The following is a 14,226-nucleotide window of genomic DNA, read 5'->3' as shown; positions in this document are numbered from 1 at the left end:
GCAGAAGCTCCGCCACCCCTCCCACGGCCACTACGCCAGCCACCCACAAGCCGGCGAACCAGGCCAGTCGGCGCAGGCTGCTCCGCATCAGTGGTAGCCCTCACCGTGCCGGACTTTCCCTCGGAAAATCCAGTAGGAATAGGCGTTATAGCCCAGCACCATCGGAATCAGCACAACCGCCCCGACCAGCAGAAACATCTGGCTGGCCGCAGGCGCCGCAGCATCAACCAGCGAAAGCGGTGTCGTACCATGGGCTGGTGGAACGATATTGGGAAACAGGCTGATCCCCAGCCCGACATAGCACAGCAAAAACATCCCCATCGCATAGAGCAACGGGGCAGCATGCCGTTTCTGTTGCAAGGACCGCCAGAATCCCAGTGCCATCGCCGCCACCAGCAATGGAACAGGGGCCGTCAGAACAATGCCGGGCCAGGAGAACCAGCGCAGCCGATAGGTTTCGTTCAACAACGGAGTCCAAAGGCTCACAGCGGCAATCAGCAACAAAAGAAGAATGAAAAGCGGTTTCGCATAATGGCGGGCACGCACATGCAGCCCGTTCTCGGTTTTCAGGATCAGCCAGCAGGCTCCCAGCAGCGTGTATCCCACAACGACCGCTACCCCACACAACACGGTGAAAGGGGTCAGCCAGTCGAACCAGCCTCCCGTATAGGCAAAACCATTATGGTGCACACCCTGAAGGATGCCACCCAGCGTCATGCCCTGACACAGCGCCGCGACCAGTGAGCCGAGGCAGAAAGCCCGGTCCCACCACCTGCGCCCGCGCAGAGTATGGGCCTTGAAACGGAACTCGAACGCGACGCCGCGAAACACCAAAGCCAGCAACATGGCGATAATGGTAGGATAGAAAGCGGAAAACAGAATTGCATAGGCAACGGGGAACACAGCCAGCAATCCCCCACCCCCCATGACCAGCCAGGTTTCGTTGCCATCCCAGACCGGCGCAATGGAATTCACCATCACATCCCGGTCCTCCTCCTCGCGCTCCGCCAGAAACAGGATGCCGCATCCCAGATCGAACCCGTCCAGCAGGACATAGGCCAGCACCGCTACGGCTATGATCATGCCCCAGATATAGGGAAGGTTTTCGGTGATCATACGACACTCCCCGGGCGGATGGTGTGATTATCACGATGCAGATCATCAACGGCACCGGCAGGCCCCGGCACGATACCGGCCGCACGGCTCGGCTCGGGCGCAGGCGGGGTTTCCCCGTGTTCAGGCGGCCTGCCCATCATACGCAGCAGAATGCTGATTCCGGCAGCATAGACGATCAGATAGACGATCACGAATGCACTCAGTGAAATCGCCATACCGGGCAGGCCGATAGGGGAGGAACTCTCCGCCGTGCGCAACAGCCCGTATACGGTGTAAGGCTGCCGCCCGACTTCCGTGACTACCCAGCCTGCAAGAAGCGCCACAAACCCGGCAGGCCCCAGCGTCAGCACCGCACGATGCAACCAGACTGTATCGAACAGCCGCCCGCGCCAGCGCTCATACAGGCTCCACAATCCTACGGCGAGCATCAGCATACCCAGCGCGACCATAATGCGGAACGCAAAGAACACCACGATCACCGGGGGCTGGTTTTCAGGCGGCACATCCGTCAAGGCCGGAATGGTACCCGTCCAGTCATGCTTCAGATACAGAGAGGCGACATGCGGAATGGCAATCTCGAACCGGTTCTCCTGCGCCTTCTGATCCGGCAGGGCGAACAGGACCATCGGCACACCGGCCCCCGGAGCACCATTGCGCCAATATCCTTCCATCGCCGCGATTTTTGTTGGCTGGTGCTTTAACGTATTCCCACCCTGCGCATCACCGACCAGCACCTGAAGTGGCGTGACCAGTGCGGCCATCCACATCGCCATGGAAAACATCGTCCGCACGGCGTCATTGCGACGCCCGCGCAGCAGATGCCAGGCCCCGGTACCACCCACCACAAAAGCCACGCTGAGAAAGGCCGCCAGCACCATATGGGCAAAACGGAAAGGAAAGGAGGGGTTGAAAATGACCGCCATCCAGTCCGCAGGCAGAAAACGTCCCGTTGCCGCATCGATTGTATAACCGGCAGGGGTCTGCATCCACGAATTCACCGCCAGAATCCAGGTGGCGCTGATCAGCGTGCCAAGAGCGACCAGACAGGTGGCGAGGAAATGCAGTTTCCGCCCCACTTTCTCCATGCCGAACAGCATGATGCCCAGGAAACCGGCTTCCAGAAAGAAAGCAGTGAGCACTTCGTATCCCATCAGGGGACCGATGACGGGACCGGCCTTGGCCGCGAAAGCACCCCAGTTCGTCCCGAATTCATAGGACATCACCAGACCAGAGACGACACCCATGCCGAAACCGACGGCAAAGATTTTTGACCAGTAGCGGAACAGATCCAGATAAACAGGCCGCCCTGTTTTCAGCCAAAGCCCTTCCAGCACCGCCAGATAACTGGCCAACCCGATGGAGAAAGCTGGGAAAACAATATGGAAGCCGACGGTAAAAGCGAACTGGAGCCGCGCCAGGAAAATAGCATCCATACCGGGCATCATGTTTTTCCTTCAACGCTGGGCGACAGCCGCTACCGTAGGCTATGCGCCCAAGGGGGAGGTGGTATTTTAAGAACCGGAACCTGTCCGATCATCAAGACAGTGTCGGCCAGCCGGAAAGGCACGGAAACATACGCAGGACGGCTCCGGGCCGTATCGGCGTGATCAACACTATCCTTCTGTGTCGCACGCCCCGGAGCGTCTGTCGCTTGGACAAACAGGCCAAGCATGGTTTTGGCAGCCATATATAATCCGGGCGCCATCCAGCCCTGATCACGCAATGATGTGATCGTCTCCTCGGGTGATGCTATCGTCACCACGCCCTGCATGACCGGCTGCAGAAAGTCATCCAGCCCTCCCTGTCCCGCCATACTCGCACGCAGGCTACCCCATGTCAGAGTGGCATCCAATATTCTGAACACATCCGACTCGGCTCGCCACGCGCTGATTTTCTCCTGGGGCTGAACGTTCGAAAAAGGAAATGGATCAATTCTGGCAGCCACATTTACATGCTGTACCGTTTTTCCGAACGGCCACTGGCGGACAGATGGCAACACGACATCATCAAGACTGCACTGCACGGCCAAAGCCTGATCCAATCGCAGATGCATCCCCACCCTGCTGATGGTGATGATATCGTATCCTGCAGGCAGTCCCGTATCAGGGTGCGGGGCGGGATCAGCGCTTGTCCAGCCGGAACCATTGGGCCGCAGACGCACATCCTGAGCGGTCATATGAAGATCGAGGGTATGTATGGACGGGTCCATATCCGGCACCAGTGCAACCGGCCACCACCCATCCCAGGCAAGCCTGACCGGCAAGGTGACACTGGCACTGGCGGGTTGCATCATGATCTTCCAGGGTGATTCAGGAAAAGCAGCCTGCGGTCCCTGTGGCCTCATAAGCAGTTGCAGGGGGTGCCACGGCGATACCTCGACCTCAAGCGCCTGTCCCTGCCAGACAGGATATCCGCCGACAAACAGTTCCGGCTCCGGCAGGGTGATCCGCGCCCGCAGCGGCCAGCCACCGGATAACGCAGCCGCACGGACCTTGAGCATCAGCCCATCCGGTCGCTGCTGTGTCCAGAGCAGCGATTGCTCCACCAGACGGTTCACAGTCCACTGCCAGAGTCCATAATCAGCCCCTGCCAGAACGACGGCAAGAAGGACAAGACGGAACCAGAGACGTCTCATGGGAGGCTCCGCTGTGCTGGATGTGCGAGCAAATCGTTCATCCAGAGCAGTTTAAGGGCATTCAGGGCCGCCGTCGCGCGGCCATTCATCCCCATCGTGCCCGGAATCCTTCATACCTTGTCCATCACCATGATTTTTTATTTTAAATCAATAAGTTATATAATTCAGTTCGATTTTTTCCTGACGATTCCTTCAGACTAAACCACAGACTTATCCACAGCCCTTTCCGAGGTGTGGACAAATGTTGCTATGTCATTGCCAGCACGATGATACAGGCTGCGGAGAGCCTCCATGGTTACGGCCCGGCTGCCAGGTGAAAGGGGCGGATGAATATCAACATTGATCGTGCCCGGATATTTACGGAATGCACGGCGTCCCCAGAAAAGACCGGAATTGGTCGTGACCGGCACGATCGGCAGCCCCGTTTTCGAGGCCACCGCATAAATACCGGGATGCAGCGGCACCTCCACGCCCGGATCCGTGCGGGTGCCTTCCGGGAAAATCACGATCTGCCGGTTCAAGGAGGCTGCCTCCAGCGATGCACTGACCAGATTACGCAGCGAAGCCATGCCACCATCCCGATCCACCGGAATCATCCCCGTCAGTGGCAGCAACGGCCCGAAAACAGGGATTTTCAGCAGTTGCTTTTTCAGAACATAGACCGGGTAGGAGGCCAGCCCGAACCATACCATGGTATCGAACGCGGATTGATGCTGGGAAGCGATCAGCACCGGCTGTCCGGGCGGCAGGTTCTCCAGCCCACGCACACGGACATGAATACCGCAGATCAGCCGGGCCGCCGCGATCATGATACGCGACCATAGACGGGCATCGTCGATCAAACGATGCGGGGCGACAAAGCGCAGCACAAATCCATACAGACTCAGCACCAGCGTGACGGCAAAAAACACTGCGTTAAACAGCAGTGAGCGAAGAAAAATCATTTCCTGGCAGATCCTGTCAGCTCATCACGTTTCACGGACCGGCGTCAGGCTGGACAGATGCAGCTCCGCCCCCAACCATTTCACATATTCAGAGGACAGCAGTTTCAAAACATTGAGCAGACTGCCCCCCTGATCCGGGTGCACTGTCTCTGGATACAGTATCACATCGGGCATGGCACGCCGCAGCTCGGCCAATGCGCGGGGCATATGATACCCCGCCGTGACGACGATGACGCTTCTCAATTGTCGCTCATGCGCCCAGTCGGCTGTTTCCAGAGCATTACCGCGCGTGGTGGCGGCCTCATATCCCAGCGTGACCCGCCCCTCCAAAGGGGTCGGATCAATGCCGGCAACACGGGCGAGCGTGGCCAGCGACGCCCCCTTCGCCACGCCTGAAATCAACAATACGCTGCCTCGCCCAGCCGCCAGCAGCCTCAATCCGGTTGCGACACGCTCCGCCCCGCCGGTCAGAACCACGATGCCATCCGCATGGGACGGCGCCCGGAGAACATGCTGGCTTTGCCATGCAAACCATAAAAATCCGCCGGACAGGACCAGCAGAGCAAAACCACCGAGCAGGCCGAACCCGTTCAGCACGCTCACCACGGCCCGGCCCATCCTTCTCGACAGGGAGGAAGCAGCATATCCCATCGCTACGGCAGGCGCCTCAACCAACGGCGAACAGTCATCTGGGTAGTCAGCCAACCGATACAGGCAGCCCCCATCGGCATGCAGGGAATCGTCATCCAAAGCGCCAGAGGCAACCAAGAGACGATCCCGGCCACACCACCCTGCACAGACTCCGCCTCATTCAGTCCGCCAAATGGCGCTGTCAGCCGCCCCATGAAGATCAACACCGGCAGAGCCAGCACCCCTCCTGCCAAGCCCCCGGCAGCGGCCAAGGCTGTGGTACGCCCCGCGAAGCGCCGAGCGATATAACCATCCGTAGCACCCAGCCCATGCACGATTTCAATTGCCTCCCGTCGGGCCATCAGCCCCGCCCGTGTCGCCACCGCAATGACACAGACCGCAACAAGTGTCACGACGATCAATACCAGTCCGGCGCAGAGCTGAAGGCTGTGTGCCAGCGCGGTCAGGCGGCCCAGCCAGACACCGTGGCTTTCCACAACGGTACCAGGGGCAACCCGCTCCAGCGCCGCCGCCAGCGCAGTCATATCCAGCGTCGCACCATCCCCCTGGCCACCCCCCGGACTTCCGGCCGCATTCTGGCGCACACGGATCACAGCCGGGAGCGGCAGGGATAATGTTTCGGCGTCCGAGCCGAGCCAGGGACGCAGCAGCGCGGTCAGTTCCTGATCCGACATCGGCTCGGCCGAGGCGATACCCCGCGTGGCGCGCAGCACGGCCAGCACGGCATCACGCCGCGTATCCGCCTGATTATTCCCGCCAGCCTCCGGCGTAGCTTTATCATCGGCACTCGCTGTCGGCCGTGGCACCTGCACAGTCATGGAGGCCGCAGCGCCTTCCTGCCAATGGCGACCCAAAGCATCAGCTGCGACATAACCTGCGAATGCCAAAGCCGCCAGAAACGCCATTGCTGCCACCAGCAAAGGCAGCAGCCGGTCCGACAGGGCACGACGCAGCCCCAGATCGTCGAAGCGCATCGGACGCAGCCGGCGGGTGCGGCGTTCCTCGGCCCGGCGACGTTGTCTTTCCTGACGGGTGCTCATGAGCGGCGGGCATCACAGCGCATCAGAGGAAACGGCTCCCGGCCGGTCTGTTTCTGAAGGATCGCTCGACAGCCGCGCCGTTTCTTACCGGTTGCAGCGGCGCAGCCCCATGCAGCCCGGGCTGCCCAGCCGAAGCATCATGAGGATATGTTGGCGATCTTGCTTCCTCCGGCGCTGCAAGACCGTAGGAAAACCCGGATTCCCGACCCATCATACCGTGAGTCCATCCGGTATCGTCAGCCAGCACATGGCCGTGGGCCAGACGCAAGGCGGGTGCGGGATGACGGGCCACCAGCCCGTCATTATGCGTCGCCACCACGATCGTCGTTCCCAACCGGTTCAACTCCTTCAGAAGCTGCATCAGCCGTTCCGCCTGAGCTTCATCCAGATTGCCGGTCGGCTCATCCGCCAGAATCAAGGAGGGGCGTCCGATCACCGCGCGCGCAATCGCTACACGCTGCTGCTCGCCACCAGATAATTCAGCAGGGCGAGCATTCATCTTGCGGGCCAGACCGACCCAGCGCAGCAACTCCGCCACATCGGCCCTGATCTGGCCCTCCGGGCGGCCCGCAATCCGCAGAGGCAAGGCGACGTTGTCGAACGCGTTCAGATGCGGCAACAGGCGAAAATCCTGAAATACCACTCCGATCCGCCGACGTAGGACAGGCAATGCCGCCCGCGGTGTCACAGCCAGGTCAGCCCCCAGCAACATGATGCGGCCACGGGTGGGACGGATCGCCGCGTACATCAACCGCAGCAGACTGCTTTTCCCCGCACCGGAAGGACCGAGCAGCCAGCGGAAACCACCATCCGGCACTGTCAGGGAAACATCCCGGAGCACTTCCCCCGGCTCAACAAAACCGGGCTGATCCGCATCACGCAGAGTCGTGCTGCCCGTTGCCCGACGCAATGGTCCATAGCGCAACCCGACCTGCTCAAACCGGATCATGTCAGCACCCTCGCCTTCACCGCACCCTGCCGACTGAAAAACGATTTTGGCATGATCGGGAAAAGTCTGAAATGCATCGATAGGTGTGGATCAAAACTGCTGCAACAGCCGGTCAATATAATCCAGTTCCTCCTGCGGGCGGTTACGCTCGGCACCACGGCGGCGCAATTCCTGTTGCACATCCCGGCTGCGCATCGGCTCCATCTGCCCAGGCAGACGGACGTCATCGCCATTCTCATCACCCGCAGCCGATCCCACGGAGCGGCTGCGTCCGAATGGATCACGCCGGTCATGCTGATCACCTGCCCCATCACTGTCATTGTCACCAGCCTGTTCGCCGGGCGTTTGCCCGTCACCCGACTCCCGGCGCTGGCCTTGAGAGGGGGCACCGAGCGTCACCGCATCCTCATCGCCATCCTCCTGTTCCTCTCCGCCCTGATCCTGACCGGGCCGGCCCCCTTTATTGGCCTGCTGCTGGCGATTGATATCCTGCTGGCCCTCCGCCAGTTTCTGGAGCGCCCGTCGTTCCGCATCGACTGTCTGATCGTCACGGCCACGGCGCATCGCATCGATCGCCTCACGCATCGCGGCATCAGCCTGCGCCATCCCGCGTGGAATCTGCCCACCTTTTTCGCTAAGCTGCTGCATCAGGTCGGCCAGTTTGTGACGCACATCCTGCTGGGTGGTCTCATCCGCTTTTCGCAGGGCCTCGGCCGGATCAGCCCGTCTGCCCTGCTGGCCCGGCTGTCCTGAGGGGGGTTGTCCCGACTGAGATTGGCTGCCTCCCTGACCCTGCTGATCGGGCGGTCCGTCATCCGGATCATTCTCCGGGCCGAAATCCGGAAAGCGGGGGGCATCCTGCTGAGCCGCCTCGGCACGCTTCTGCGCATTATCCAGCAATCCGGCCTGCCGGCGGGTCAGATCCTGCAACGCCTTCATCTGTTCCTGCGCCTGCCGTCTGGCCTGCTGCTGCTTCGCACGGCGGGCCTTCTGTTCCGCCGTCATCGGCTTTGCATGCTGCAACCGGTCCAGAGCGCGATCCAGCGACGCCATGGCGCGGCGGGCATCTTCCATCCGGCCCTCTTTCAAAGCCTGCCGCATCTGCTCGTCCAGTTTGCGCAAACGGTCCATCAGGGGGGCATGACGGTCCTCCGGGGCGGGTATCGCTGCCTCCCGCCTCGCCTGCTCCGCCATCTGCTGCAAATGATCGGACAGGGCGCGTTCAAGCTGGCTCATCAGCCGCTGCATTTCACGCTGATCCGGGGGCGCGCCGTTTTTTTGCCGGTTCAGCGCCTCCCTCAGTTCCTGACGGGCCGCGGACAGAGCGCGGGCCGTACGCTCGGCGCCGCCTTCCTCGATATGCAGGGCCAGCAGCCACAACCGGTTGAGCGCATCGTTGATCGCAGAAGCAGAAATGTTGCGTGCCAGCTCCGACGTAATGGCGCGCAGATTGAGGTATCCTCCTGGATCATCGGCCAGAATATCGGGCTGAGCCCCCAGCTCCGCCAGCGAACCAACCGCATTGCGCCTATCTTCCGGCCGACGCGCCAGAGACTGGCGGATCGACAGCAATGCTCTTGCCACCGGATTACGGAACGGCTTCTGCGGCAAAATCAATGACACAGGCTCCGACTGACCGGTCTGTCCCGCCGTATCATTTGCCGTCAAAGTCAGGGTCACCGGCAGCCCGGCCCATGGATTGGCAGTCAGATCGCTCTCCGTCGCGCCTCCCACGACACGCGGATGTCCGGCTGGAACCGGTAACGGCACAGTCACCGGAGGCAGATCGGGCCGTTCAGTCAGATGCACAACCGCGCTCACCCCGGCGATACCGTAATTGTCCCGTGCCTGCCACGGAATACGCACCGCATAGCTATGCACCGCCTTTTCCGGCGGTGCGGTAAAAGTAACCTGCGGGGGTGCATCGGCCACCCTCCTGATGCGCCATGTAGCAAGAACAGCCCCGCTGGCCGCTCGCAATGTGAGAGATGCATCCGGGATGACAGCCTGCTGCCCCAATGGAATGGCGGCCTGAAAACTGCCCTCGGCCAGACGGGGCAAAAGGGTTCTGTGACCATCCAGTTCCAGCCCCGGCGGCGTATCGAGACCGGAGACGGTCAGAGACAGCACTGAACCGACCGGAACCGCGTAAGGGTGATGCGACGCATCGGTTTCGCCATGCAGGAAAATCGGGGGCAGCCCGGTATAGGCGGGCGGCGTAATCCATGCCTGCACCTGCGGCCCCGGAACGGATGGCGCAGGGGGCAAAACGGGCCAGAGTGCGTGCGCCAGCCGAGTGGAAAAATCTCCCCCGGCACTGACCCCCAGTGCCGCTAATACAACCAGGGACAAGGCCCGCAGGGAGAAACGATCCCTGACAGCAATGCCGGGACGTAGCACCGCCCGACGGAGGGTCCGCACCTGATCCAGCACAAAGTGTGTATGGGCCTGCCACAAAGCCTGCGCCATGGGGGGACTGCCCCGAGCAGGCCGGTCATCCAGCGTGGCTAAAGGGCGATGGGCCAGTCCGGCATCCTGCTCCAGCCGCCGGTCGGCATCGGTCCGGAGCGGTTTCGGCAGAACATGCCACCGCCATACCACCCAACTGCCAAGCCCGACCCAGAATACGATCAGCAGAATCAGATGCGGCCATGGCGGCAGCCACGTCCAGACATCCAGCAAAACAAGGCAGATAAAAAACCCGGTGGCAGGCAGAAGCGGCCAGGCGGCACGACAGAGCCGCTCCAGCCGCAGCACGCGCAATGCCTGACGCCGCCGCTGCGCGAGTATTGGGGGAAGCGTGGAAGGATTCTCCGCCGTCATCCGGCCCGATACTCCATACGGCTGCCTCTCCGTTGCCTGTTGCGGGCTGCTGTCAGCCCTGTCGGGTGAGATGCGGCGGAATCACCTCATCACGCCATAACGCATCGACCGTCTGACGCGGGCGGATCACCGTCCAGTGTCCATCATCAACCAGTACCTGAGCCGCCAGTGGTCTGGCATTATATGTGGAGCTCATCACCGCACCGTAAGCCCCCGCCTCCAGAATTGCGACCCGGCTGCCGGCCTGCAGCGGCGGCAGCGACCGGGCCCGCGCAAAGGTATCACCGGTTTCACAGACCGGACCCACCACATCGCAGTCAATCGGCACATGCGCGGCCTCGACAGCGGATAGAGGCACAATTCCGTGCCATGCCTCATACAGGGAGGGCCGCAACAGATCGTTCATCGCCGCATCCAGCACCACGAAGGGACGCGGGCGAGACTGCTTCACCAGCACGACGCTGGACAGCAGCACACCGGCAGGGCCGGCCAGCCAGCGTCCCGGCTCCAGCACAAGCTGCACGTCCAGACCGCCCAGCTCCGCCTTCATCGCTCCCGCCAGCGCCGCCGGGGTGGAGGTGACATCGCCGCGATAATCGATCCCCAGACCACCCCCGCAATCCACCAGCCTGACTGTCTGCCCCTGATCCCGCAGCGCCTTTACCAGAATCGCCATACGGCGGAACGCGGCCAGGAAGGGGGTCATGACATTGATCTGGCTGCCGATATGCATGGCGAGGCCGACCGGCTCGATCCCCGGCAGGGACGCAGCCCGCGCATACAGGGCAGGCACTTCCCCGGCCTGAATACCGAATTTGTTATCGGCCAGACCGGTCGTGATCTTGGGGTGCGTACCGGCATCCACATCCGGATTGACCCGCAGCGCGATCCGCGCCGTGCGGCCCATACCGCAGGCAATGGCGGAGAGCATCTCCAGCTCCTCCGCGCTCTCCACATTGATCTGGGCGATCCCTTCGGACAGAGCCAGTGTCAGCTCTGCCGCGGTCTTGCCAACACCGGAGAACACGATCCGCTCCCCCGGAATACCAGCCGCCCGCGCACGGCTGAGTTCACCGCCGCTGACCACATCCGCGCCCGCCCCCTCATTGCCGAGCAGACGCAGCACGGCAAGGTGGTCATTGGCCTTCACGGCGAAATGGATATGCGGCGCGATTCCGGCCTCCGCCAGCGCATCACGTAACAGCCGGTAACGCCGCCGGAACGTCCCCGCCGAATAGACCCAGCACGGCGTGCCCTGAGCATCGGCAATGGCATTCAGCGGCACATCATCCAGCAGCAATCCATCCATCGCATGCATGGAAAGGCTCGGGCGCGCGGCAATCAGTTCCATCACCGAGGGATCCGGTCGGTCCGTATCCGTCACATGCATGTCCATGACAGCAATTCCTTGGTCAGCGGCTCGGGTAGGTATGGGGATATGTAATCTGGTCCGGTGGCCCAGGGGGGGACGGAGCACCACGCTTGCCGCAGGCCGTCAGGCCGAACCCCAGCCCTAGCAGCAGTACCATCAGGGAAAATGCCCGCAAACAGGTCATCAAACCGTCTCCTTCAACTGATCCCGCCACCATGCGGCCTGCTGCGCGACGTTTTCCGGTGCGGTGCCGCCTTCGCTCCGACGCGAGGCAATGGAGGCATCGACCGTCAGCACGGAAAACACATCCTCGCCGATGGCCGGTTCTTCTTCCCGCATCTCTTCCAGTGACAGCTCGGCAAGGTCGATTCCCTTTGCCTCCGCCTTCGCCACCAGACGCCCGGTGACATGATGCGCGGTGCGAAACGGCAGATGCAGCGCCCGCACCAGGTAATCGGCCAGATCGGTCGCGGTGGCAAAGCCGCTACCGGCGAAGAAACGCATGCGCTCGGTATTCGGGGTCATGTCCCGCACCATCCCGGCCATGGCGGCCAGGGACAATGTCCAGGCTTCCGCCGCGTCGAAGACCGGTTCCTTATCCTCCTGCGTGTCCTTGGCATAGGCCAGCGGCAGACCTTTCATCACCGTCATCAGGCCGATCAGATCACCCATCACACGGCCGACCTTGGCGCGGACCAGCTCTGCCGCATCCGGATTGCGCTTCTGCGGCATGATGGAACTGCCCGTGGTGTAGGCATCGGACAGGGAGATGAACCGCCAGGGCGCACTGCACCAGATGACGATTTCCTCGGCCAGACGCGACAGATGCATCGAGGAAATGGAGGCCGCCGATAAAAACTCCAGCGCAAAATCACGATCCGACACCGCATCCAGCGAATTGCGCGTCGGTCGATCAAAGCCCAGCGCCGCAGCAGTCATACGGCGGTCGATCGGGAAGGATGTTCCCGCCAGCGCCGCCGAGCCGAGCGGGCATTCATTCAGGCGTTTGCGTGCATCGGCCAGACGGCCACGATCCCGTGCCAGCATTTCGACATAGGCCAGCAGGTGATGGCCGAACGTCACCGGCTGTGCGGTCTGAAGATGGGTGAAGCCCGGCATCGGGTCCGCCGCATGGCCGGCGGCGCGATCCGTCAGCGCCCGCATCAGGTCGGCCAGCTGCGAATCCAGCCCGTCAATCGCATCCCTGATCCACAGACGAAAATCGGTCGCAACCTGATCATTACGGCTGCGTGCAGTGTGCAGACGCTTCCCGGCCTCACCGATCCGCTCGGTCAGCCGGGCTTCGATATTCATGTGAATATCTTCCAGCGCGACGGAAAAAGTGAATTGTCCTTCCTCGATCTCGGCAGCGATTCGCTCAAGACCTGAGCGGATGACCTGCGCGTCTTCCCCGGATATGATACCCACATGGGCAAGCATCGCCGCATGCGCCATGGAGCCGCGAATATCCTGCCGCCACAATTTCTGATCGAAACCGATCGACGCATTGATCTCTTGCATGATCGCGGCAGGACCGGCAGCAAAGCGTCCGCCCCATTGCATATTGGCCGATCTCTGCCCTGAATCGCCGGTGGTGGTCGTCTGATCATTCGTCATGAAGGAAGGCCTGTCGTCATGCCTGTCAGCAAGCATTTAAAAACCCGCCGCACGATGCTGGCGGCCATTGGCGGCACCCTAGCGGGCGGCGTCATGGGGCGCAAACTGGCCCTGTCACAAGCCAGCGGCGCAACAATGGGGGAACTGCCACACGGGCTGAAACCGGTCGACCCGCCCGCCAGGCTGCCCGCCTTCCGCTTTACCGACGCCATGGGGGATACACGCAGCATGGCCTATTTCAACGGCAAGGGTGTGGTGCTGAATCTGTGGGCCACATGGTGTGCGCCCTGCGTTGCGGAAATGCCCTCGCTGGATCAGCTCGCCGCCGCAGTGAAAGATGAGGGAATCGTCGTGCTGCCGCTCTCCGCCGATCAGGGCGGCGTGCAGGCGGTGGATAATTTCTACCGCAAGCACGGCATCGTCCATCTCGGCACATGGCTGGATCATGACGGGGAAGCCCAGACCGCTCTGAAACTGCGCGGAATCCCCACCACACTGATCATCGACCGGCAGGGCCGGGAGCGCGCCCGGCTGGAGGGGGGAACGAACTGGGCGGCCCCCGCCTATCACGATGCCATCCGGGCGCTGGTCGGCTGAGGGAGGGCGTTAAGGCCCGTCCAGCCCGACCACGGAAATCGCGTTGAAGGGCGATCCCTTCACCAGTTTCGTGCTGACCACGGTATAAACCAGCACTGGTCGGTCAGGATCGACCATCCGGATGATCTGGAACGATTTGAAAAACAGGGAGGAGGAGACGAACGCCACCGTCTCCTGTTTCGGAAGATCCTGTGGCAGCGTGACATGGCCGGTGCGCTGGCAGGCGACCGAAAAACGGCTGGGATCCTCGGCCAGCCCGACCCAGCCTTTCATCCCGCCAGTCGCAGCACGTGACAGGTAGCAGGAAACGCCTTGCACTTTCGGATCATCGAAACGCTCGACAATGATCCTGTCATCCGGCCCCAGCCAGCGGAAGCTGGTATTGATCGACCCGATCCGCGTCTGGGCCGAAACGATGCTTGCCACAAGAGTGGCAGCCGCCACGACCAATCCGCTGAAAACATAGGCACCCCGTGTCATCC

13 protein-coding genes are annotated in these 14,226 nt (G+C 61.9%); 1 reads left to right on the top strand and 12 read right to left on the bottom strand.

The features are described from left to right. Positions 1-87 precede the first annotated feature (87 nt). The 11 genes from cydB to argH form a co-directional block, all read right to left on the bottom strand. Positions 88-1,116, bottom strand: coding sequence for a cytochrome d ubiquinol oxidase subunit II (gene cydB / locus GbCGDNIH6_RS00700; RefSeq protein ID WP_081366604.1), 1,029 nt, complete (start codon positions 1,114-1,116; stop codon positions 88-90). Continuing rightward, positions 1,113-2,561: a cytochrome ubiquinol oxidase subunit I gene (locus tag GbCGDNIH6_RS00695; RefSeq protein WP_072562498.1), complete on the bottom strand. Its 1,449-nt coding sequence runs from the start codon at positions 2,559-2,561 to the stop codon at positions 1,113-1,115. Before GbCGDNIH6_RS00695 ends, cydB begins: the two co-directional genes overlap by 4 nt. A 29-nt stretch (positions 2,562-2,590) precedes the next feature. Further along, positions 2,591-3,751: a DUF2125 domain-containing protein gene (locus GbCGDNIH6_RS00690; protein ID WP_072562497.1), complete on the bottom strand. Its 1,161-nt coding sequence runs from the start codon at positions 3,749-3,751 to the stop codon at positions 2,591-2,593. A gap of 197 nt (positions 3,752-3,948) precedes the next feature. Next, positions 3,949-4,695 carry a lysophospholipid acyltransferase family protein gene (locus tag GbCGDNIH6_RS00685; RefSeq protein WP_072562496.1) on the bottom strand — a complete coding sequence of 249 codons (747 nt, stop codon included), beginning with the start codon at positions 4,693-4,695 and terminating at the stop codon, positions 3,949-3,951. 24 nt (positions 4,696-4,719) lie between these two features. Beyond that, the gene (locus GbCGDNIH6_RS00680) at positions 4,720-5,370 is read right to left on the bottom strand and encodes a YdcF family protein (protein WP_232449877.1); all 651 of its coding nucleotides are present in this window, start codon (positions 5,368-5,370) and stop codon (positions 4,720-4,722) included. Then, positions 5,349-6,386, bottom strand: a complete 1,038-nt coding sequence (locus tag GbCGDNIH6_RS00675; protein ID WP_332455402.1) for a cell division protein FtsX — start codon at positions 6,384-6,386, stop codon at positions 5,349-5,351. Before GbCGDNIH6_RS00675 ends, GbCGDNIH6_RS00680 begins: the two co-directional genes overlap by 22 nt. A gap of 22 nt (positions 6,387-6,408) precedes the next feature. Beyond that, positions 6,409-7,335, bottom strand: coding sequence for a cell division ATP-binding protein FtsE (locus GbCGDNIH6_RS00670; RefSeq protein WP_072562495.1), 927 nt, complete (start codon positions 7,333-7,335; stop codon positions 6,409-6,411). Positions 7,336-7,425: 90 nt separating this feature from the next. Next, on the bottom strand, positions 7,426-10,158 hold the full coding sequence (locus GbCGDNIH6_RS00665; RefSeq protein ID WP_072562494.1) for a DUF4175 domain-containing protein: 2,733 nt from the start codon (positions 10,156-10,158) through the stop codon (positions 7,426-7,428). A 52-nt stretch (positions 10,159-10,210) separates the two neighbouring features. Next, complete coding sequence (gene lysA, locus GbCGDNIH6_RS00660) at positions 10,211-11,548, bottom strand: diaminopimelate decarboxylase (RefSeq protein ID WP_072562493.1); 1,338 nt, start codon at positions 11,546-11,548, stop codon at positions 10,211-10,213. Positions 11,549-11,570: 22 nt separating this feature from the next. Then, positions 11,571-11,714 (bottom strand): hypothetical protein, encoded by a 144-nt coding sequence (locus GbCGDNIH6_RS12540; RefSeq protein WP_164504075.1) that lies wholly within the window; start codon positions 11,712-11,714, stop codon positions 11,571-11,573. Beyond that, on the bottom strand, positions 11,714-13,147 hold the full coding sequence (argH, locus tag GbCGDNIH6_RS00655; protein ID WP_072562492.1) for an argininosuccinate lyase: 1,434 nt from the start codon (positions 13,145-13,147) through the stop codon (positions 11,714-11,716). The genes GbCGDNIH6_RS12540 and argH overlap by 1 nt, the downstream gene beginning before the upstream one ends. Positions 13,148-13,165: 18 nt before the next feature. On the opposite strand from argH, the gene GbCGDNIH6_RS00650 reads away from it, so the two are divergent. Beyond that, complete coding sequence (locus tag GbCGDNIH6_RS00650) at positions 13,166-13,744, top strand: TlpA disulfide reductase family protein (protein WP_025285710.1); 579 nt, start codon at positions 13,166-13,168, stop codon at positions 13,742-13,744. A 9-nt stretch (positions 13,745-13,753) separates the two neighbouring features. Here GbCGDNIH6_RS00650 and GbCGDNIH6_RS00645 read toward each other — a convergent pair whose 3' ends face one another. Then, positions 13,754-14,224 carry a CreA family protein gene (locus GbCGDNIH6_RS00645; protein ID WP_072562491.1) on the bottom strand — a complete coding sequence of 157 codons (471 nt, stop codon included), beginning with the start codon at positions 14,222-14,224 and terminating at the stop codon, positions 13,754-13,756. Positions 14,225-14,226: the final 2 nt, after the last annotated feature.

It is taken from the genome of Granulibacter bethesdensis (assembly GCF_001889525.1).
GTDB lineage: Bacteria > Pseudomonadota > Alphaproteobacteria > Acetobacterales > Acetobacteraceae > Granulibacter > Granulibacter bethesdensis_C.
This window is presented reverse-complemented; position numbering and strand designations above follow the sequence as displayed.

What these genes read in the sequence shown, in the direction of transcription:
- cydB (WP_081366604.1), bottom strand. Translation starts at nt 1,116, where the DNA reads ATGATCACCGAAAACCTTCCCTATATCTGGGGCATGATCATAGCCGTA.
- GbCGDNIH6_RS00695 (WP_072562498.1), bottom strand. Translation starts at nt 2,561, where the DNA reads ATGATGCCCGGTATGGATGCTATTTTCCTGGCGCGGCTCCAGTTCGCT.
- GbCGDNIH6_RS00690 (WP_072562497.1), bottom strand. Translation starts at nt 3,751, where the DNA reads ATGAGACGTCTCTGGTTCCGTCTTGTCCTTCTTGCCGTCGTTCTGGCA.
- GbCGDNIH6_RS00685 (WP_072562496.1), bottom strand. Translation starts at nt 4,695, where the DNA reads ATGATTTTTCTTCGCTCACTGCTGTTTAACGCAGTGTTTTTTGCCGTC.
- GbCGDNIH6_RS00675 (WP_332455402.1), bottom strand. Translation starts at nt 6,386, where the DNA reads ATGAGCACCCGTCAGGAAAGACAACGTCGCCGGGCCGAGGAACGCCGC.
- GbCGDNIH6_RS00670 (WP_072562495.1), bottom strand. Translation starts at nt 7,335, where the DNA reads ATGATCCGGTTTGAGCAGGTCGGGTTGCGCTATGGACCATTGCGTCGG.
- GbCGDNIH6_RS00665 (WP_072562494.1), bottom strand. Translation starts at nt 10,158, where the DNA reads ATGACGGCGGAGAATCCTTCCACGCTTCCCCCAATACTCGCGCAGCGG.
- lysA (WP_072562493.1), bottom strand. Translation starts at nt 11,548, where the DNA reads ATGCATGTGACGGATACGGACCGACCGGATCCCTCGGTGATGGAACTG.
- GbCGDNIH6_RS12540 (WP_164504075.1), bottom strand. Translation starts at nt 11,714, where the DNA reads ATGACCTGTTTGCGGGCATTTTCCCTGATGGTACTGCTGCTAGGGCTG.
- argH (WP_072562492.1), bottom strand. Translation starts at nt 13,147, where the DNA reads ATGACGAATGATCAGACGACCACCACCGGCGATTCAGGGCAGAGATCG.
- GbCGDNIH6_RS00650 (WP_025285710.1), top strand. Translation starts at nt 13,166, where the DNA reads ATGCCTGTCAGCAAGCATTTAAAAACCCGCCGCACGATGCTGGCGGCC.
- GbCGDNIH6_RS00645 (WP_072562491.1), bottom strand. Translation starts at nt 14,224, where the DNA reads ATGACACGGGGTGCCTATGTTTTCAGCGGATTGGTCGTGGCGGCTGCC.